The following is a 19,542-nucleotide window of genomic DNA, read 5'->3' on the forward strand; positions in this document are numbered from 1 at the left end:
ATAATTCACAAATAAGTCCTTTACGCTGACGCCTTAAACCGTACAATAGGCCGCCTTGAAAACCTTCATTCAGAATACTTTGTGACTCGTCGGCCTGAAACAGGCTGCAAGGTGATATCATGAATACCGCAATCCGTGTCAATCATCTGCCAAATAACTGCCTGAGTCACGATCACGAGTATCACCAGCTGGTAATAGGGCTGAGTGGCAGAGCCGAATTTGAGATAGAAGGCAGCTGTGGTCAGGTCAGTCCGGTTAAAGGCTGCCTGGTGCCCTCTGAGCATACCCACTTTTATGAAGGTATTGGCAGCAATACCCACCTGATTATCGATTTGCCCAGACAACATCCGTTACTGGAAGGCAGAATGACAGCGCTGAATCGCCTGTTTGACTCTCCGGGTTATTTCAATATTGATAACAACCTGAAGCTGTTCCTGTCTTTTATGCTGAAAGAAATAGATGCATTTGGTAACGATCCATCAACTTCTGACTTTCTGAGCTTTGCCCTGATGCATCGCCTGCACGAACGTATTTTTCGTCAATTGCCACCTCTTCAGCCAACGGATCGACTGACACTGAACATAGACAGGATCAATCATTACATAAGACAGAATATGTCGGATAAAATTACTGTCGCCCAACTGGCCAGAATCGCCTGTATCAGCGAAAGTCGTTTTCACCTGCTGTTCAGGGAGACCATCGGACTGACCCCTCATCAGTATCTGATTCAGGCTCGCCTGAAAGAAGCTTATCATCTGCTGTATAACTCATCTGTCAGTGTCAACGATATCGCAGCTCAGACAGGCTTCACCAGCCAGAGCGCCCTGACGAATGCGTTTAAGAAATACTATCAGACAACTCCCGGACAAATTCGCCGACAGCACTAAGCCTCGACTCGCTCTCTCCTGAAAAACAGAGCTTTTTGCAAGAAGAGCCGGACGCGAATTTATAAAGTGCCGTTCTGCATCGATTGTCGCAATACAGCAACCCCTGCACTTTCGAATGCTCTGCTCAGATATGAAGGTTCAATCAACACATTGATCACACAGATACGATGAGACCAAAGCAATTCAGCCAGCTTTACAGCCTGCTATAAAGCGGTCAAAAGAGTGCTGAATTTGTTAAGCAGATCACAACACTCCCGTTCATTTAAAGCCATGACAATCTCATGGCTTTTTTTGTGACTTAAAAACTCATAACCTTAACTGAAAGCCTGCCTTAATCCAGGTTACAATTTATCAGAGTTATAGTTTGTCCGGTCAGCATAATGGACATACTTTGCTCCGCCGGGACAGAATTCTGCAACTGATTAACTGGATGTATTCATGGCCGCGACATCAAAAGCTCAAGCAAACAGTCAGCCGAAAGGACTTGCCGGATGGCGTCAGCAACTGCTTCAGGTATCTTTACCTGCTCAGGCAAGAACAGGCAAACTGATAACCCAGGCATTGCAAAAGCCCGACTGTTCATTGAGCGATCTGGAAAAAATTATCGGCGAAGATCCAGTGTTATCTTTCCAGATACTGTCTCATGCCAATAAGATGAACCCCAGTAAGGATAACGATGTTCTTTCTTTATCCCATGGTATGTCGTTAATGGGAATGGATAAGCTGCGTCTCATACTAAAAAATGTTAAGTATATTCAGTTTTCCCCGGAAAAAGTGGCGCATAATGCCTTCCTGCAAGCTCTGAGTACCAGCCTGCATGCAGCCAGTCTCGCTCATGGCTGGGCCGAAAAGAAGATACCGGGCAGCGGTGAAGCCAGCTACTGGACCTCTCTCAGGCTAAGCTCTGTTTACTGGTACCTATCTCTTGCTTCTCCCAAAACTTATCATGCGATAGAACAACGTGTTCAACAGGGAGAAAGTCGTTCACATGCTGAAAAAGATATTATGGGGTGCACCACTCAGCAACTGACCCAGGCGATGCTGCCTTACTGGAGACTGAGTGAATTTACGGCCCAGAATCTGAAACAGCTGTTGTCGCCTTCACCCCGTATGCTGGGTAAGCTGAGCCACTGCGCCTGGACAGAGACCGTTGCGCCGGAGATACCCAGAGCACAGGGCCTGTTTATGCAAACCCCGGGCTATGGTGCAATACTGGCTCACTGGCTGGCCATGAATGCCTCTGTCAGCTGGTACAGTCAACAAACCGGACGTACGATTCGCATGGTTTCAGCCTATCTGCATCAGCCATTAGAAGAAGTGATTACCGCACTGCATATTGATGCTGTCAAGTTCAGCCGGGCCCATCCATTACCTGGTGTACTGGCTCCGGCCACCCGATTATTACATCCTCCATTACCGAGACGATCAGCATTAAATGTTCCGGGCCGGCCAACAGCCCCTGCAAAACAGGCAAAGTCAGCTGTTGAAGCCAGACAGGCGAGAGTACGCAAAGATCTGTCATCGGACACTCGAAAGAAAGCTGAGCTTAAACCTGTCAGAGCTGCGTCAGCAGAACAGAAGGTAAGAAAGGATAAAAGACCACCTCTGCCTCTGAGCGAGGTACAGACGGCTCTGTTCAAACTGTTTTATCTGCAAACGGTTAAACAGCAACAGGTCTTTTCTATTCACCAGTTGATGGACGGAGCCAGTCAGGTGCTGCACTTTGATCTGGGGCTGACCCGGTGTATTCTGTTTATGAAATCCCGCAGCCAAAAAGGGGCTATCAAGGGGGTGTATGCTAAGGGCTTTACCGATAATTCACCGTTTGCCACTATGGAGCTGCTGGCAGACGCCGATCACTTACTGGGCAAGCTGTTAAGCAAACCATCCGCACTCTGGGTTCAACCCGACAAAGCAGCAAAATACGCCAAAGAGATTCCGGCGCCTTTCTGGGATGCCCTGGAACACCCCGATGAATTCATGCTGGCAACGATCAGTATTCGAGGGGTGCCATCCGGAATTCTTTATGCCGATAGCCGGGATGGAGATAAAGAACTAACGCCATCCTCTTATGGTACCTTCAGAAGCCTGTCTCAGGCCGTTAATCATGGTCTGGGTACTCTGGCCAGTAAAAAAGAGAGAGAACAGAAGAAATAACATGGGCAGAACAGGCTGCAGGCCGCGTCTCATATTCCGCCGCCTGCAGATTAAAGCATCAACACAAGCCGTCTACTGATAGGCTTTTCGATGCATAACCAGCTGTATTTCATGTAAAGATGGGGATAGTATCTGCCGCTCAAGATCTAATCGGACCTTACCCAGATCCCAGTATCCGGTACTGCCTTCTCTGAGAGCCTGTATCACAGAAAAAGGCAAGGCCCTCCCGGTCAGAGGTAATGACAGACTGTTACCAAAACGAGCCAGCTCATTGATGGCATGCTGCTGCTCAAAAGCTCCCAGCCGTAAAGATAAGCGCATTTCATCAATACCAACAACGGAACCGGATGCCGTGTAACGAATGGCATGCTGTTTCTGAGAACCAAAATAGCGCACAGGACTCATACAAGCCAGTCTGCCCGGCATAATAGCCTGATAGGATGATGCCCCCAGATGCAGATGCTTCATAAAGTGGCACTCATCCGGCAGCAAGGAACTGCCAGTGATGCCTGCAGCCTTTTCCTTTCCATCAAGCACAAACCAGATTGCAGTCATGATGGTTGTCAGAACAATAAGAATAATCGTAATGGTCTGACGTAGAGATAATATAGACATAGCCCATTCTGATTTATCAGAATGCATCTCACGATCAGGCTCAAAAGATGCAGACCGGGAATAACAGTCTGATGAACCCTGTCCATGTTTTTTACTCTGAAGCAGAGCAATCATAAACCACTGCCTCATGACGTTCCTTGCCTCAATACACTATGAAAGGAGATTCAGATAACCATACTCCCTACCAATTGTCTAATGCTTTGGTATGAGCTGATCAGAAATACATTACTATAACAATAGCTAACTATTTAATAACGAACCAAAAGTTTAAACCGGAGGACGCTGGATATTTTTTTCAGCAGCTAAAGGGAAGGCTATCCTGAAACAGGCTCCGGAAGTTTCCGGGATATACTCAATACAGCCATGCAGCCGGTTTTCAACCAGATCTTTTACAATACATAGCCCCAGACCAGTTCCACCATGCCCTTTTCGGGTCGTAAAATAAGGCTCAAAAATCCTGCTGTAAATATCCGGGTGAATGCCTTTGCCATTATCACGGTATATCAGAACCAGAGTGTCTCCCTCAACCCGGCTTTCTATCGATATTTTGCCCTGAGCTGGCGATGGATGATGTTCATCAAAACCGTGCCGGATACTATTCATCACCAGATTACTGATAATCTGAGTTAAAGCACCAGCATCACTGGTAATTTGTAAATCCTCAGGACAGTCTACGTGTACAGAGCTGACAAAACGTTTCGTTTCGTGACGCAGACTGCTGACGACATCCTGAAGCAGTTCAACCAGAGAAAAAACACTGATTTCAACCACAGCCTGATTTGCTGCCAGCGCTTTAAAGCTCTGAATCAGCCGGGTTGCACGTCGCAAGTTTTTATCCAGCAACAAAGTGACTTCTTCACAATTATCAAGGAAGTCTGTCAGGTTCTGCTCTGTCAGTTCTCCTCTGGCAAAAATATCCTGTAGCTCAGACAGCTCACTTCTCAGAAAGCTCAGGCTGGTTACACTCACTCCCAGAGGGGTGTTTATTTCATGAGTAACTCCTGGCACCATACTTCCGATAGAAGCCAGAGCTTCCTGCTCCATTAGCTGGCGATGTAATGACTCGGTTTCCTGTTCAACAACGCCGTCAGCCCCTTGATCTTCTGCCATCAGAGATACCTCTATCGAAGTGTGTCATCAGCCTGATTCAGCTACTCATTATTATCAGAGGACATAATTGCAGTCACCTGATCCTGATTTGCTATCAGTATTTCGATCAGAACAGGATCAAAACGCTGCCCTGACAACCCTCGAACCTGTTCAAGAGCTTCCTGCACAGAAACACCCTTGCGATCAGGCCTATCACGACATAAAGCATCCAGGGTGTCAGCAATAGCCGTAATACGCCCGGCAATATGTATGTCATTGCCCTGAATTCCTTCAGGGTACCCCTTACCATCCCAGTTTTCATGGTGTTGTTGTGCAATAATTGACGCCAGTTGCATAACCTGGTCATCCGACTGTACCAGCAACGCAGCTCCGGCCTCCGCATGCTGCTGCATCTGCTGTCGCTCACTCTCAGAATAGGCCCCCTGATGCAGCAGAATACTATCAGCCAGTACAACATTACCTGCATCATGTAAAGGAGCGGCCATACGTATCAGCTCGACCTCAAATGCATTCAGCCCGGATTCAGCTGCCAGCATAGCTGACAGATCGCCCACCTTTCTCACATGATCCACAGGATTAACTGAACGCGTATTAATCGCTCCGGATAAAAGATGCAGCAGGCTTTTCTGAGACTGACGGGATTTTTCTGCTAATAACAGGCCATCATAAACATTAGCAACATTATCAGCATACATCTCCAGTAACTGACGATCCGCCAATGGAATTTCCCGTTCAGCCCGGACATATAACAGGCTTTCACTGCCTCTGGCAGTCTGGTAGAAACCGATAAAGTAACCCTCACCATAATGGCCACGGCGCATCTCCATCGCCTCGCCAAAAGCGGCCGCAATTCTCGGATCAACCACAGAAAAATCATCGTCCAGCAGCTCATTAAGCTCACCGGTAGCGGCCATCACTTTGAAACTATTATTACCGGTATCTGAAAAAGTACTTAGCGAATGACAAAAGACTGCATCCCCCTGCAAACCCAGAAGATTCAGAATTTGTTCCAGAATTGCAGAGGCAAACTGCTTCATGGAGTCCGGATCATGAACGCTGTTAATTGCCTGAATGACACGACTCAGGCCACCCCGGCTCTCATTAATCATACTGATGTCGCGGTAAGAACGCAGAGCAGAATAAAACAGCGTCACCAGTTTAGTTTTTGTCAGCTCAGTTTTATCTTTGTAATCATTGATATCATAATTCCGGATGACATCATCCTCAGGAGCCTGCCCTGGCTGACCAGTCCTGAGCACAATACGGGTCACATTGTTATGCAATTCCTGTCTGATATAACGAGCGACCTCCAGCCCGGCATCATCCTCTTCCATCACAACATCAAGCAGAACCAGAGCCACATCATCCTCTTCGGCAATCATATCCTTTGCTTCACGGCCACTGTATGCACTGAGGAAACGAACAGGCCGTTCGTCAAAGCTGAATCCGGACATAACCATCCGTGTCACCTGATGTACGGCAGGATCATCATCAACAATCATCACTTTCCATGGTTTATCTGTAACAACGACATCCCTGCTATTACTGGCCTGATCATCCTCAGCAAACAGAAATCCTTCACTCATCCTCATGTCTCCTAAAGCTATTCAGTAACCCGGACCTGCCGAAAATATTAAGACATGCCCGGAATAGCAGCCACACAACATTAAAGATAGACCTGATTCCGGCAAAGGGTAAAAGGTCTTTAGCGGTTACCGGAAATAAACATCAGATCAAGAACGTCGGGCAGTCACTCACAGACAAACCCAAAATTTCATATAAGCATAATTACAATGAAAAATCAGGTGATCAGGTAAAGATTGGTCGTCGCAGCCTTCGGCAGTCACTCTTCTGAATTCAGAATCAGGCAGAGATTTCAGGACAACAGACAAATTTGTTAAGAGATGGAAAGAAAATCATGCTTCGGAGCCGTTTTCTGTACACTCCGTGCAATATTCATCGGAAGTGTACAGAACAGAGAAATATTATCAGTTCAGTAAGGCCTGCAGTTCCTGCTTCATACGGGCATCCAGCAACAGAATATTCTGCGGCAACCAGCTACGTTTCAGCATTATATTACGTACCGTTTCATCAGAGCTGACCGGTTGATACCAATGACAACCCTTACCCTCTTTTTCTTCACAGGCGACGGAGAAATGTTCACTGTATTCTGCCCAGAATGAGGGCAGGAAGCGGCGCAGAGGACGACCCGTTTCTTCAGCGATACGTTCCGCCAGAGCAAAACTCTGAGATTCCAGGTCACCAAAGTGGATATGGGGCACATAATGAGGAATCAGGCGCAGCAGGTGAATCGCCAGCTCAGGGTTCTCAGGAGGGGTCCAGAGCAACAGCAGATGATCCGGAATATCCAGATCATAAAACATCGGCAGACTCTCAATCGTCATCACCATATAAGGCTGTTCACCATCTACCTCATTAATATCCAGTAAATCCCGCTGCGGCACCGAAACATAACTGAACATTTTCTGCAAAGGGCCCAGGCGTATCGGCTTCTGCAGTTTACGTTTCAAGTGCATATCCATACTGCCTTTCAGGCGCAATTCAGTATCCTGACAGACCTTAAAATCAGGCAAATGGGTTTTCAGTTCTGCATTAATATCACTGGCCGGGCTACCGCCATACAGAGAATTATAATTATCCTGATTGATCCAGAGTGGTAAATCAAAGCGAATATTATTCTGAATAAAATTCAGTCTATGATGAAACTCATCCTCTTCTACTGTCGACATACTCTGTCTGGCTTCAGCCCTTGCTCCCCAATCAGGATAAAATGCATCCAGTAGTTTAGGGAGAGTACTCTGCCCACGGGCAGTCAACGCATAAAGGTCTCTGGACTCTTCTGCCAGGCAACCCTGAAGTTCCAGTAAAGCGATCAGAGAAGCAGTGTCATTGCTCCGGCGAATGCGCCCGGACTGATAAAGATTCAGAGCAGCGTCCTGCACCAGAGCATTCTGCCAGTCAATCTTCATTTCTACCGTCGGATTACTCATCAGATACCTCAATTTTACCCTGAAAAATGAGCATCATAACCGATGGAGGGTACACGGAGTAGCCTGAATCATAACAGAACTGATGCTTAGCCAGGATGAATTGACTCAGGCCGTTAAACGCACAGACTCTGTGACCCGGAGCTGACTCAGAAGATTATCGGCAATACCCTGGTAATGACTTTTTTGCCCTGTTGCCCGGCTCAGGAGCATAGCCCCCTGGATAGCAGCCAGCATCAGACGGGATTGCGCCTGATAACTGCCAGCCACACTCAGCTGTTTATGCTGAGAGCCATATTCCAGAGTTCGCTCCAGCCAGGACTCTGTTTCCTGCACAAAGCGCTGCAAGTGTCCCTTGGCGTTGGGTGGCAAAGCTTCAATTTCTGCCGTCAGCATAGTCATGGGACATAATTTTTCTTTATCCCGGACCATACGGGCAAAAAAGCGAGTCAGTTCCCGGATCCTTAACAGGCTGTCATCATATTTCTGATCAAGTGAGACGAGACGTTCCGTAAACTGATTGGTATAGCGTTCACACAGGCGTATCACCAGATCTGATTTTGAAGGGAAGTGATAGTGGATACTGGCTTTGCGTATTTCCACCTGGTGGGCAATATCCTGATAACTGAATCCGTTATAGCCATTACGCTGAAGCAGATCCTGGGCAACATCCAGAATGCGTTCAGCAGTTGATGAATTATTGTTTTTGTTCATATCAACCCTGGGAAGTATGTATTTGTTTTTACTTTTCATCCGGTATACATCATCGGATACCGATGTAACTCTTACCATGCCAGACAGATCTTCATGTTATAAGGCTCCTGAACATTCTTATTTTTATTGATGTTCAGTTCTGCATCTGAAATAACAGTCTGATGCACTGAGTAACACAAATTATCCCGCCATGTTAGCACCATTCAGAATCAGGCTTAACCACGACTAATGACGTATCCCTGTACCAATTTATGATACTGAAATATCTAACGGCCCATGAGAAAACGATTGTTCAATTCCACATCGCTCCAGTCAAAAGCATTCCCCCTGCAGGGTAGCCAGAATGTGGCGCTTGCCACCATGATTACGGTGTTCCCCCAGATAAATCCCCTGCCAGGTTCCCAGTGCAAGAGCCCCCTGATGTACAGGAATCATGATACTGGCCCCCAGAAGGCTGGCCTTAATATGGGCAGGCATATCATCACTACCTTCATAAGTATGCCTGTAGTAAGGCGCATCTTCAGGAACAAAGCGATTGAAATGACTCTCAAAATCCTGCCTGACAGTCGGATCTGCATTTTCATTCAGAGTCAGCGATGCCGAGGTATGCTGAATAAAAAGGTTTAATAAACCACAGCGGTAATCGGCGATCTCTGGCATAGCCTGCTCAATCTCATGAGTCACCAGATGAAACCCCCGACGCCTGGCTTTTAGCTGAAACGATTTTTGTAACCACATAACCTTTTCTCCGGGTTCTTACATCAGGTCACAGACAGAGTTCTGCAGGAAACCCTGTCCGAACCAGAGCCTGCAGTAAAAATATCCGTTATGATGCGCCAGACATGGCCTGCTCAATATCGCGCAGCAGCTCAGTGACCCGTTTTCCATCAAGGGCTGCTGTACGGAAATATTCTTCAGCGAGGGGACTGATACTGACCTGAGACGGGATCTCAGCTCCCGCATCAAGTATGGCTCGCATCCTCGCAACAAAGACATATCTCAGCCATTGTAAGAAATTCATGCTATCAATACAGAAAGGGACTGTACTCAGAAACGCCTCTGCATCCGGTTGTGGCTGTTGCCATAACCCTGAAGCCATCATCGTTTCTTCCAGCTCATCCAGCAGCTGAGATAATCGATACTGAGAAGACACATCTACCTCCGGGGAATCAGGGTTATACTGGTGCAGAATGGCACAGGTATCAGATACTGAGCCAGATACTGGTGTTAGTATACAGGACACAGATGCCGGACAGTACACATCGCCAGACAAGCGTATCCGGCATAATAAAATGAAAAGGAATAACAGATTGGAAAGTGCCAGCTACTTTAATCAGGTTATGATCATTCTTAGCGGATCGGTGATATCGACAGCCCTTCTGCGTCGTTTCCGGCTACCTCCTGTGCTGGGATATCTGATCGTTGGGTTGCTTATTGGCCCCTATGCCCTGCAATTAGTTCCAGGGCCCGACGACCTTCATTTTCTGTCTGAATTTGGCCTGGTCTTTCTGTTGTTTTCACTGGGGCTGGAGTTTTCTCTGGCCAGGATGACGGCACTGAGGCACACCGTATTTGGATTGGGCAGTGCCCAGGTTGCTTTGTGCAGCCTGTTCTTCTGGTCTGTACTGCACTATGTATTCGGTATGAGTTCGGAAGCATCGCTAATTACTGCCGGCGCTCTGGGATTATCATCGACTGCCATTGTGACCCAGGAACTGACCCGCTGGAATGAGCTGAACAGCGTCCATGGTCATTCGGCCATCGGTATTCTCTTGTTTCAGGATCTGGCAGCAGTCCTTTTCCTGATTATGGTTCCTGCACTGGCTGGCACCAGCGATCATAGTTTTTCGCTGGCTATTGGCCTGATTATTCTTAAAGGGTTTGTACTTTTTATCGCTATGCTGGCTACCGGCAAATGGCTGATGCCTTTTATTTTCCATGAAGTCAGTAAAACCCGCTCAGAAGAGCTCTTTGTCATGACGGTGCTCCTCGTAGTACTGACCGCCGCATGGATTACTCATGCCATAGGATTATCTATGGCTCTGGGAGCTTTTATTGCTGGAATGATGCTGGGAGAGAGTCATTTCAAACATCAGATTGAAGCCGATATCCGTCCGTTCCGGGATATCCTGCTAGGACTTTTCTTCGTTACAGTAGGGATGCAGCTGGATTACCAGGTACTCATCAGCAACCTGCACTGGGTAGTGCTGGGCAGTCTGGGGCTGATTGCCAGTAAAGGCATCATGATCAGCCTGCTGGCCAGCATGCTGGGTAAAGACCGTTCTTCGGCTCTGAGAACGGGACTGGTACTGGCTCAGGGGGGCGAATTCGGCTTTGCCCTGCTGACACTGGCACTGGCCAATCAGCTGCTGAAACCGGGGCTGGCCAGCCTGATTGTGGCAATTATTGTAGTCAGCATTGCCGTAACGCCTTTTCTGATTCGCTTCAACAGCCGTATCAGTCTGATGATTTTGCCAGATAAACCTTTTGAGCCCTCCATGCCCCACGATACCAGAGAACTGGCGGAGGCCACATCAGAGCTGGAAGGACATATCATTGTCTGCGGCTTTGGCCGTGTTGGTCAGACTGTGGCACGTTTTATGAAAAAAGAAAACCTGCCACTGCTTGCTCTGGATAATGATCCGATCCGGGTGCAGGAAGCTGCCGGAGGGGGAGAAAACATCTTTTATGGTGATAGTTCCAGTCGAAAAGTGCTTGAAGCTACCGGCGTCAGCCGTGCCAGACTAATCGTAGTCACGGTAAATGAATATGAGCAATCGCTGGCTATTATCCGGGCGATCCGGGACCTGAACCAGCAAGTACCTGTGGTTGTCAGAACCAGGGATGATTCTCATCTGGAAGACCTGAAAAGAGCCGGAGCGACAGAAGTTATTCCCGAAGCTCTTGAAGGCAGCCTGATGCTGGTCACCCACGTGATGTCTCAGATGCATATTCCTTTTCGTCGTATCGCCCGTATGGTTCAGACCGTACGTCAGCAACGTTATCAACTATTGCATGGTTATTTTCATGGTGGCCATTCCCAACTAATTGATAAACAGGGTAATCCGTTGCTCAGATTGCATCCGGTTCAGGTTAGCCCGACCTGTTTTGCTCATAATAAAACCATTGCCGACCTTAAACTCAGTCAGGTAGAGATACTGAATGTACATCGCAAGAACGCAGTCATCGAATCTCCGGATAATAATTTTATCATTCAAAGCGGAGATACTCTCATACTGCAGGGCATGGCTGATCACATTGAGCAGGCCGAATCCCGTTTATATGGCGGCTGATAAAAAAGAGAGGGGGTGAGTTGATCAGCAAAGAATATGCTGCCATCGAATCAATTCAGCCCTGATTGGTCGGATCAGATGATAGAATAGCAACGGATAGCTTACACTTAGTCAGAAAAGATCAGAAATCTGCCCGGAGGAACTCTCATGTTATTTCAGAACGTACAAAACTATTACGAAAAGCTGGTTCTGGAAGCCCTGACATCAAGAGGCTTCATGTCCGGCTATGAGCAGGGATACGTTGAAGATATTGCCTGCATTGCGCTCAACAATCTGCCCACTCAGTACATTCGCTTTGAAGTGGATATGGGGTTCTTTCTCTCCAGCGAAGACCACCTGCTGATGCAAAAACAGGTTAACGAGGCCGTTGACGAAGCGGTGACCTTTATCAATCAGAAGCTGAAAGAATCCGATAAAAAAGCCTGATATCTCAGCTTATTTCATTTTCTTTACCGGCATTTCTGCTCAGTACCGGAGAATGTCGTGGCAAATGCAGTTTCAGAGCCTCTGAACAGACCCTGAATGACATATTCTGGTCTGACAGGGGTTCTCCATCCAGATTAATATTCAGTAGCTGAGCGGCCCGGAGTTCCAGCCAGGGTACTCTCTGATGAATCATCGCCTCCTGTAAAGCGGCTCCACCATCCAGCATCAGGTACTGCATCGTATCTGCCAGCGTTCTCTGATCACTTTGTGGCAGAATACTGACATCCATCAGTCCATCATCCAGCAAAGCATCCGGACACAACTCATGTCCGCCCCCCGCCTGACGGCCATTGCCTACACCCAGCACCATAAATTCACCCTGCCAGTGAAATCCCGGCGCTTTCAGCTCACCGGCAACGGCAGCAATGCTGGTGAACTGGGTCATACCCGTCAGAAAATAGGCCACGCCACCCAGAGCTCTTTTCAGTTCCTCCGGTGTGGATGTGGTAATCTGGGTGCCAAATCCACCTGTCGCCATATTGATAAAGTAGCGGTCAGCAACCTGTATTACATCAATAGGCTCTGCCGGTAATTCAGATATCAGCAACAGAGCTTCCAGAGGTGCCAGAGGTATACGGCAGGCCTGGGCAAAATCATTTGCTGTTCCCAGAGGAATAACCCCCAGAGAAGGACGCCCGGATGTCTGTGGTTTGCTCATCAGCCCATTGACCACTTCATTTACCGTGCCATCGCCACCCGCTGCTACCACAGTATCCACATCCAGCTGACAGGCCTCTCTGGCCAGACGCCGGGCATCCCCCTCCTCCCAGGTGACCCGCACATCAATCATACAATCATGACTTCGCAACAAACGCACCGCATCCCGGAGTGCAATATTCTGCGCTTCTTTACCGTGCAGAATAATACGAATGTGCTGTCTGGCTTTCTGCTGTGCTTTTCCGGACACCTTAGTACACCTTTTTCACAAGTGGTTTTCTGTGTATAAGGTTACGCAATTATCAGCCCGACGGGAAATGAAAAACTCTGTGGATAACTCTTTAGTAAGCTGGGACTTTGCAGGGAGTTTTTTGTGAATCTGCCAGAAAAGCGATGTTAATAACTCTGATTGCAGATTGGATATCTTCACCGGAACACACTTAAACCTGTATATAATTACAATAAAAGAAAGTTGATTTTCATCCGTTATCTTCCAGACGGGCATTTTAAGGTCAGACCAATCAGCTTTCTATGAACAAAAGATCATCACTTCAGGGCTAATTCACAGTTATGCTGAAAACAGTTGTGGACAATCTCTGCATAAATAAACCTGCTTCAGTAATCATGGCCTCTGGCCACAACTGATCACTTTTTAACCAATCCATTTTTCCCTGCTGAATTCCTGCTATTGCATACTGGAGAATTTCAGATAAAAGCTTTACCCTCACAGCCTGCTTTCTCTTCTATACTGACAGGCACAAACAGGAAGAACATGTCCGACATTGTTACTCTGACCGACTTTCTCAGCCAGACCGGAGCCAGTCTGCGCGTTTTTGATATGGGACGCCGGGTTTCTGTGGTATCTCCTCAAACATTTTCTAAGTTTGAACAATGTGAGATCCCGTACCCGCAACCCTACATGTACCATGCACGTCTGGGCATTCTGTTCTGGTATCCCCAGGCGCCGGAGAAGCATTTCATCTGGTTCCTGCAATTCCCTCTGGACGAACAGGGCTTTATTATCCAGGCCTCCAGAGATGACTTTATGAAACGTCTGCTGGAAACAGTTGGGCAGAACGCCCGACAGCTCGCAGAAAATGAAGCGCCATCAGAAGAACCCAGAAATCTGATGAAGGATAATCCCCTGGCTTTTACTCCGGATCAGGAACGCATCGCAGTCTTTAATGCGAAAGCTAAACTGGCACTGGGTCAACCGGCTTCCCGGTTTCATGACCAGGCAGAAGAATATTTTACCGGTCAGAGAGAAAACGATGACTGGGAAGATATCGGATTACAGGGCATTGCAGATTTTACTGCCCGCCTGGAAAAACAGGACAATGCTCAGGCGCTGAGTCAGCATATCGCCAGTTTTCCTGATATCCCCTTCAGTGCATTATGCCGTTGTCTGGAAAATGAACAGATCGATCACAGACTGGCCGATGCTATTGTACAGAGAGTAATGCCGCTGAATCAGGATGAGCAGGCTGATACTCTGATACTGGCTGCAGCCATCCGGGCTATTGGCCACACGCGGGCAACCGGTCTCAGAGATCAGCTGATAAGGGCTGCTCTGGAAGGACTGCACAGATACGATATTGAGATCCTGACGGTTATTGCTGCCAGGGCCTGGGAGAGCCTGGAATCCCCGGAACTGCTGGTACTTTACCTGGAATGCCTGGCTAACTGCTCCGCCGGACAAATGGCCTTCACTAAAATTGTCCGGGACCTTATCTTTGTCCCCGGATTAAGAACTCTGATCATTGCTCAGTTCCGTAATCCGGATCGCAGTGAAGCCCTGAGTGAAGCAATCGGTATGCTGATGAGCGGAATCGAATAAAGTGAACGGGGATACCCTACACAAATATTCTTCTATGCTCTCTGGCCATTGGCTGGAGAGTACCTCCTCCCCCCGGAACAGCCCTCCCGGCTATCAGATGCTCTCCGGCGTTCTGCTGTCCAGCCCTGACAGAGCGTGTATTTTATACACCAGCCACTAACGAGGGCAATTGCCACTGCAGCACGACACTGCTCAACAGGACCAGGTAAGCCATCAGTGTCAGAGACCGCTTAACCAGCCAGTATCCAGCAACAGTCAGCAGAACAAAGATTAGCTGACAACATCCCTGAATCAGAAGACTCCAGGCATACAGTGACGCCCCGTCTGCCCGGAAAAACTGTGAACTATACAGATTCATCGTGTTTACTGCAGGCATCTTATTCAACAGGCTCCAGCTTTCCCATAAAGAAAACATCGCCAGAGGCAGGATAAAAAAGACCGGCAATACCAGCACAAATAAACTGTATCGGACATGAGCCTGGCTTTTTTCCATAGAGAGCACAGGACAGGTTTGAGAATACAACTCCATAAACAGGCCTCTTCATAATCATGACTGACAGCAAAGTCAGATCAGGCCGCAAACTAACATGCACTGATGACGGCCCGGTGACAGTTCTGATTTATCCATAACCTGTTAACGCAAAAGATATACCAGCTATAAAAGAAATACTGACAGCCATAGCGGAGATGCTGAATTCAGGCCATAATATCGAAGCAGAATACAGTGCCGAGGAAGTTTTATGCTGTTAGATGAGCCTAGTGCGGCTCTGTCCGAGCTGATAGAAGCCCTTCATGAATCACTGGATGATTATCAGGACAATCTCCAGCGTCTGCACCATGATGAAATTGCAGAAGAATTTAATGGTGCAATGAACACACGCTGCCAACTGGTGAGTCAGCTGGAGCAGGATGCAGAGCGTTATCTGCATCTGAGGCCCAGAGCGGCAGATAGCGACAGGGAAGATTTCCATCATCTCTGGAGCAAACTGAAAAGTCTGGTCATAGATGAACAGCATATTCTGTTACAGGAAAGAGCAGAGCAGGAACGTCACCTGATCAGTCTGACAGCCCGCTGTCAGAGCTACGACTATCCGCAACTGATTATCGGACAACTCGAACAATTGCACCAGCACCTGACAGACCAGCTGAAACAGATTAAAACTTTCCAGCAAAGTACTTAATATCCTGATCATTCAGGCAGTTCAGGAGAGTGAGCCGGAGGCTTGTCCTATGGTTACTATTGCTCTGACAGTACTGTTGCTATTGTTTTCCGGGACGGCACTATGCGGCCTGCGCTTTCAGGCCGCTTTACGCTCTCTGCTGACCAGAATTCGCCAGACCGACCCGGAGTGGTTTCGACAAATTGATGGTGAGCACTTCGCAAATCAGCGAGAATTATCCAGCCACCAGATCAGTCTGTTTAACTATATTATTCAATATAGAGACCAGAGCCACCCGGCCCCTTTTATCAAACAGAAATGCCAGCGAATCAGAATACTGGTACGTCATACGGTGCGCTGGCTGATGGCCATGTTTGTCTGGATATTTCTGACAATGCCCCTTGCAATAATGCTTTAACTACTTAATTTTAAAATATAATCCGAAACCACGTATCTCCTGATATTCAGCATTACTACAACAGGGTATGATCAGCTCTTCAGTATCAGGAGAAGAATAATGGAACCAGACAACAATTTTTGCATTGCCCGTCAGGCTATTTGTGATGAGCAACTTAACCTGGTAGCCTATGAACTCCTGTACCGGGCATCCGGTGATGCGGACTCTGCCAGCATTCTGGACCCGAACGAAGCAACAGCCCGTGTTACCAGTACCGCTTTTCTGGATTTTGGTCTGGAGGCGATTGCACCTAAACAACAGATCTATATCAACATGAGCCAATACTGGCTGAATCATGAAGAGCTGCTGCCAGTGGCGCGTATTCGTAACCGGGTTGTACTGCAAATCCTCTCTGATGTGCGTATTGATGACGAGTTAAAACAAAATCTCAAAGCGATTAAAGAAAAGGGCTATCAGCTGGCACTGGACGATTATCGCCATGATGACCCCAGGTTTTCTCTGCTTCCGCTAATCGATATTGTTATTGTGGAAACCACTCAGCAACCTCTGAGTACCATCAGGCAAGTGGTCAGCACTCTTCGCCATTATCCCGTTGAAATTCTGGCAGAAAAAATTGAAAGCTGGCAAACATTTGATCAGCTGAAGAAACTGGGCTTTGATTATTACCAGGGTTACTTTCTGGCCCGGCCTGAAAATCTGCCTCCCGCCGAACCCGGCAGTAACCGGATGATCATGTCCCGCCTGCTCACTACCTTACTGGATGAAAACAGCGACATTAAGCAGATAGAGGAGCTGATAGCTCAGGAACCCTCTCTGTATTATCGGTTGCTGAAATTCGTTAACTCGTCAGCATATAACCTGCCGAATCAGGTAGATAGCCTGCATCAGGCCATCGTCTATATGGGGCTGACCACGCTGCGCACCCTGGTCTCTATACTGGTCTGGTCGAGGAACAGCCATAAAGCCTGGGCCATATTGCCATTGCTACTGGCCAGAGCTAAAGCCTGTGAACTGATTGCCCGTGACCGGGGAATGTCGCCCGCAGACCGTTACTTCTCTCTGGGTTTTCTGTCATTGCTGGATGTTGCTCTTGATCAGCCTATTGAGCACCTGCTTAAAGAGATGTCTTTGTCGGATGAAATGCATCAGGCATTAATTGCTCATCAGGGTCCCGGAGCACAGTTACTTAACCTGGTTCGCCTATGGGAAAAAGGCGATTGGGTACAGCTACAACAACACCCGTGGTATGACCCGGATAAAACCCCGGAATTAACCAGTCAGGCTCTGATCTGGGCCAGTCAGACAGAACAGGCATTCATGCAGTTAACCTGATACATTTCTTCACGATAAAGTCCCTGATTCTGAATAAACTGCACTATTCCACTTTTAAGTAATTACTTAAAATAGTTCCTTGTTTATTACCCGGAGACAGGAAGTGGGTGACACCTCATTAAACAGCGACACTTTTTGTCTGGCTCGCCAGGCGATTGCCGACAAAGAACTTAACCTGATTGGCTATGAACTCCTGTACCGTCAGAATCAGACTGCCAGAACAGCCCACATTGATAATCCACTTGAAGCCAGTGCACGGGTATACTCTACAGCATTACTTGACCTGGGAGCGGCTCATCTGGGTTCAGGCTTTCCTATCTCTATTAATGTACCTCAATCCTGGCTGGAAAAGCCGGAGCTGTTTCCTGCTGTTACCAGTAAAGTCGTACTTGAAGTACTGGAAGATACCGAAGTTACTCCAGAGGTACTCGGTTCACTAAAACAGTTAAAGTCAAAAGGTTATACAATTGCACTGGATGACTTTACCCTGACAGACAGCACACATCCGCTGATTGAGCATGCCCAGTGGATAAAACTGGATACTCATCAGTACAGTCAGGACGAGCTGGCGACTCTGGTGCAGGTACTAAAAGCTTATCCAGTCAAACTGGTCGCTGAAAAAATTGAAACCTGGCGTGATTTTAAAGAACTGGAAGCAATGGGTTTTGATTACTTTCAGGGCTTTTTTCTATCACGTCCTCGTATCTTCAAAGGCCATAAAGCCAATACCAACCAGCAGGTCCTGATGGATCTGATGCAGCAGCTGTATAAAGATGACCAGGAAGTGGAAGAACTGGTCGCTACCATTATTAAAGATCCGGGGCTGACCTATCGTCTGCTGCGCCATATCAACTCTGCCGGCTATATGTTTAACCAGGAGATCACCAGCATTCATCAGGCTGTCGTGCTTCTGGGTCAGGAACGTCTGCGTTCTATGGTCAGTTTGCTGCTATGGAGTAAAAGCCCATTTAAAGCCAGCTCTCAGTTACCTGTTATTCTGGTCAGAGCCAAAGCCTGTGAAGATCTGGCCCGCTTCTATCAAGTGCCGGAAGTTCGTTCCAGCTTTACTGTTGGTGTTCTCTCCAGTCTGCATATTGCACTGGGTATGGAGTTCGATCAGATGCTGACCCAGCTGAAACTGGAACCTCTGATCGCTGAAGCTCTTCAGGGTAAAGGTACTCTGGGAGAGATGCTGGACCTGGTCATTGCATATGAACAGGGAGACTGGGAAAAAATGGAACAATCCCGCTGGTATAAACCTGATGTAAATCAGGTGTTTACTCAATCCATCGAATGGGCAGATCAGGTCTACCAGGAGATGAAAGCCGGATAAAAAAACAGCCCTTCGATACCGCAGAATACCGAAGGGCTGTTCTGAAAAGTGAAACTTCGCTTTTCATGCACAGGCAACATCAGATCACAGAGAAGCAATGGCTATTATGATGAAAGCCTGCAGGCAATATCCTAGTATGCTGCTGTCACAGATAATTCAACCAGAATAACATCACGGGCCATGCGAGCTTCGACACAGGCACGAGCTGGCTTTTCACCATCAGCAACCCAGGCATCCCACACTTCATTCATTGCCGCAAAATCTTTCATATCACGAATATAAATCGTCACAGACAGAATCTTGTTACGCTCTGAACCTGCTTCTTTCAGCAGGTCATCCACTTTATCCAGACAACGCTGAGTCTGTTCTTTAATATCCCATGCGGCATCACCTGCCGTCTGGCCACACAGGTAAACCGTACCGTTATGCTTTACGATTCTGCTCATGCGGTCAGTTGAACCCATACGCTCGATAGTCATATCTGCTCCGAAATAAAAATTATATATAAGAAACCAAGGCTAACAGCATTAACACT

Annotated in this window: 19 protein-coding genes; 9 read left to right on the plus strand and 10 right to left on the minus strand. The window is 47.6% G+C overall.

All coding sequences use genetic code 11. The features are described from left to right. Nucleotides 1-119: 119 nt before the first annotated feature. Entirely contained in the window at nucleotides 120-887 is a 768-nt protein-coding gene (locus tag H4O21_RS01330; protein WP_182807030.1) for a helix-turn-helix domain-containing protein, read from the plus strand. Nucleotides 888-1,325: 438 nt separating this feature from the next. Beyond that, nucleotides 1,326-3,044: an HDOD domain-containing protein gene (locus H4O21_RS01335; protein ID WP_182807031.1), complete on the plus strand. Its 1,719-nt coding sequence runs from the start codon at nucleotides 1,326-1,328 to the stop codon at nucleotides 3,042-3,044. A gap of 72 nt (nucleotides 3,045-3,116) precedes the next feature. On the opposite strand, the gene H4O21_RS01340 is transcribed toward H4O21_RS01335, so the two are convergent. From H4O21_RS01340 to H4O21_RS01370, 7 genes are all read right to left on the minus strand, one after another. After that, nucleotides 3,117-3,659 (minus strand): hypothetical protein, encoded by a 543-nt coding sequence (locus H4O21_RS01340; protein WP_182807032.1) that lies wholly within the window; start codon nucleotides 3,657-3,659, stop codon nucleotides 3,117-3,119. A 267-nt stretch (nucleotides 3,660-3,926) separates the two neighbouring features. Further along, nucleotides 3,927-4,769, minus strand: coding sequence for a sensor histidine kinase (locus tag H4O21_RS01345; protein ID WP_182807033.1), 843 nt, complete (start codon nucleotides 4,767-4,769; stop codon nucleotides 3,927-3,929). A gap of 41 nt (nucleotides 4,770-4,810) precedes the next feature. Continuing rightward, nucleotides 4,811-6,355: a DUF3369 domain-containing protein gene (locus H4O21_RS01350; RefSeq protein ID WP_182807034.1), complete on the minus strand. Its 1,545-nt coding sequence runs from the start codon at nucleotides 6,353-6,355 to the stop codon at nucleotides 4,811-4,813. Nucleotides 6,356-6,757: 402 nt separating this feature from the next. Then, entirely contained in the window at nucleotides 6,758-7,780 is a 1,023-nt protein-coding gene (locus H4O21_RS01355) for a hypothetical protein (RefSeq protein ID WP_182807035.1), read from the minus strand. A gap of 105 nt (nucleotides 7,781-7,885) precedes the next feature. After that, nucleotides 7,886-8,491 carry a TetR/AcrR family transcriptional regulator gene (locus H4O21_RS01360; RefSeq protein ID WP_182807036.1) on the minus strand — a complete coding sequence of 202 codons (606 nt, stop codon included), beginning with the start codon at nucleotides 8,489-8,491 and terminating at the stop codon, nucleotides 7,886-7,888. A gap of 312 nt (nucleotides 8,492-8,803) precedes the next feature. Continuing rightward, nucleotides 8,804-9,229 carry a secondary thiamine-phosphate synthase enzyme YjbQ gene (locus tag H4O21_RS01365; RefSeq protein ID WP_182807037.1) on the minus strand — a complete coding sequence of 142 codons (426 nt, stop codon included), beginning with the start codon at nucleotides 9,227-9,229 and terminating at the stop codon, nucleotides 8,804-8,806. A gap of 88 nt (nucleotides 9,230-9,317) precedes the next feature. Next, entirely contained in the window at nucleotides 9,318-9,644 is a 327-nt protein-coding gene (locus H4O21_RS01370) for a YqcC family protein (RefSeq protein ID WP_182807038.1), read from the minus strand. Between the two features lie 37 nt (nucleotides 9,645-9,681). Between H4O21_RS01370 and H4O21_RS01375 the strand changes: the two genes are divergently transcribed. Both H4O21_RS01375 and H4O21_RS01380 read left to right on the plus strand, forming a co-directional pair. Then, nucleotides 9,682-11,784, plus strand: a complete 2,103-nt coding sequence (locus H4O21_RS01375; protein WP_255487075.1) for a monovalent cation:proton antiporter family protein — start codon at nucleotides 9,682-9,684, stop codon at nucleotides 11,782-11,784. A 147-nt stretch (nucleotides 11,785-11,931) separates the two neighbouring features. Continuing rightward, nucleotides 11,932-12,210: a late competence development ComFB family protein gene (locus H4O21_RS01380; protein ID WP_182807039.1), complete on the plus strand. Its 279-nt coding sequence runs from the start codon at nucleotides 11,932-11,934 to the stop codon at nucleotides 12,208-12,210. 4 nt (nucleotides 12,211-12,214) lie between these two features. Here H4O21_RS01380 and yegS read toward each other — a convergent pair whose 3' ends face one another. Then, on the minus strand, nucleotides 12,215-13,177 hold the full coding sequence (gene yegS / locus H4O21_RS01385; protein ID WP_368737506.1) for a lipid kinase YegS: 963 nt from the start codon (nucleotides 13,175-13,177) through the stop codon (nucleotides 12,215-12,217). 522 nt (nucleotides 13,178-13,699) lie between these two features. Between yegS and H4O21_RS01390 the strand changes: the two genes are divergently transcribed. Beyond that, nucleotides 13,700-14,764 (plus strand): DUF3549 family protein, encoded by a 1,065-nt coding sequence (locus H4O21_RS01390; protein ID WP_182807040.1) that lies wholly within the window; start codon nucleotides 13,700-13,702, stop codon nucleotides 14,762-14,764. A gap of 142 nt (nucleotides 14,765-14,906) precedes the next feature. Here the strand turns inward: H4O21_RS01390 and H4O21_RS01395 are convergent, their stop codons facing one another. Then, nucleotides 14,907-15,293 (minus strand): hypothetical protein, encoded by a 387-nt coding sequence (locus H4O21_RS01395; RefSeq protein WP_182807041.1) that lies wholly within the window; start codon nucleotides 15,291-15,293, stop codon nucleotides 14,907-14,909. 211 nt (nucleotides 15,294-15,504) lie between these two features. Between H4O21_RS01395 and H4O21_RS01400 the strand changes: the two genes are divergently transcribed. From H4O21_RS01400 to H4O21_RS01415, 4 genes are all read left to right on the plus strand, one after another. Next, nucleotides 15,505-15,945, plus strand: a complete 441-nt coding sequence (locus H4O21_RS01400; RefSeq protein WP_182807042.1) for a hypothetical protein — start codon at nucleotides 15,505-15,507, stop codon at nucleotides 15,943-15,945. A gap of 49 nt (nucleotides 15,946-15,994) precedes the next feature. Next, entirely contained in the window at nucleotides 15,995-16,342 is a 348-nt protein-coding gene (locus H4O21_RS01405; protein WP_182807043.1) for a hypothetical protein, read from the plus strand. A gap of 99 nt (nucleotides 16,343-16,441) precedes the next feature. Beyond that, nucleotides 16,442-17,674 carry an EAL and HDOD domain-containing protein gene (locus H4O21_RS01410; RefSeq protein WP_182807044.1) on the plus strand — a complete coding sequence of 411 codons (1,233 nt, stop codon included), beginning with the start codon at nucleotides 16,442-16,444 and terminating at the stop codon, nucleotides 17,672-17,674. A 103-nt stretch (nucleotides 17,675-17,777) separates the two neighbouring features. Continuing rightward, nucleotides 17,778-19,007, plus strand: coding sequence for an EAL and HDOD domain-containing protein (locus H4O21_RS01415; protein ID WP_182807045.1), 1,230 nt, complete (start codon nucleotides 17,778-17,780; stop codon nucleotides 19,005-19,007). A gap of 131 nt (nucleotides 19,008-19,138) precedes the next feature. Here H4O21_RS01415 and H4O21_RS01420 read toward each other — a convergent pair whose 3' ends face one another. Beyond that, the gene (locus H4O21_RS01420) at nucleotides 19,139-19,486 is read right to left on the minus strand and encodes a RidA family protein (protein ID WP_182807046.1); all 348 of its coding nucleotides are present in this window, start codon (nucleotides 19,484-19,486) and stop codon (nucleotides 19,139-19,141) included. Between the last annotated feature and the right edge of the window lie 56 nt (nucleotides 19,487-19,542).

The sequence above is a fragment of the Oceanospirillum sediminis genome (genome assembly GCF_014164585.1).
GTDB lineage: Bacteria > Pseudomonadota > Gammaproteobacteria > Pseudomonadales > Halomonadaceae > Oceanospirillum > Oceanospirillum sediminis.

Excerpts from the sequence above, each read along its gene's own strand:
- H4O21_RS01330 (WP_182807030.1), top strand. The coding sequence starts at position 120 with ATGAATACCGCAATCCGTGTCAATCATCTGCCAAATAACTGCCTGAGT.
- H4O21_RS01335 (WP_182807031.1), top strand. The coding sequence starts at position 1,326 with ATGGCCGCGACATCAAAAGCTCAAGCAAACAGTCAGCCGAAAGGACTT.
- H4O21_RS01340 (WP_182807032.1), bottom strand. The coding sequence starts at position 3,659 with ATGTCTATATTATCTCTACGTCAGACCATTACGATTATTCTTATTGTT.
- H4O21_RS01345 (WP_182807033.1), bottom strand. The coding sequence starts at position 4,769 with ATGGCAGAAGATCAAGGGGCTGACGGCGTTGTTGAACAGGAAACCGAG.
- H4O21_RS01350 (WP_182807034.1), bottom strand. The coding sequence starts at position 6,355 with ATGAGTGAAGGATTTCTGTTTGCTGAGGATGATCAGGCCAGTAATAGC.
- H4O21_RS01355 (WP_182807035.1), bottom strand. The coding sequence starts at position 7,780 with ATGAGTAATCCGACGGTAGAAATGAAGATTGACTGGCAGAATGCTCTG.
- H4O21_RS01360 (WP_182807036.1), bottom strand. The coding sequence starts at position 8,491 with ATGAACAAAAACAATAATTCATCAACTGCTGAACGCATTCTGGATGTT.
- H4O21_RS01365 (WP_182807037.1), bottom strand. The coding sequence starts at position 9,229 with ATGTGGTTACAAAAATCGTTTCAGCTAAAAGCCAGGCGTCGGGGGTTT.
- H4O21_RS01375 (WP_255487075.1), top strand. The coding sequence starts at position 9,682 with ATGGCACAGGTATCAGATACTGAGCCAGATACTGGTGTTAGTATACAG.
- H4O21_RS01380 (WP_182807039.1), top strand. The coding sequence starts at position 11,932 with ATGTTATTTCAGAACGTACAAAACTATTACGAAAAGCTGGTTCTGGAA.
- H4O21_RS01390 (WP_182807040.1), top strand. The coding sequence starts at position 13,700 with ATGTCCGACATTGTTACTCTGACCGACTTTCTCAGCCAGACCGGAGCC.
- H4O21_RS01395 (WP_182807041.1), bottom strand. The coding sequence starts at position 15,293 with ATGGAGTTGTATTCTCAAACCTGTCCTGTGCTCTCTATGGAAAAAAGC.
- H4O21_RS01400 (WP_182807042.1), top strand. The coding sequence starts at position 15,505 with ATGCTGTTAGATGAGCCTAGTGCGGCTCTGTCCGAGCTGATAGAAGCC.
- H4O21_RS01405 (WP_182807043.1), top strand. The coding sequence starts at position 15,995 with ATGGTTACTATTGCTCTGACAGTACTGTTGCTATTGTTTTCCGGGACG.
- H4O21_RS01410 (WP_182807044.1), top strand. The coding sequence starts at position 16,442 with ATGGAACCAGACAACAATTTTTGCATTGCCCGTCAGGCTATTTGTGAT.
- H4O21_RS01420 (WP_182807046.1), bottom strand. The coding sequence starts at position 19,486 with ATGACTATCGAGCGTATGGGTTCAACTGACCGCATGAGCAGAATCGTA.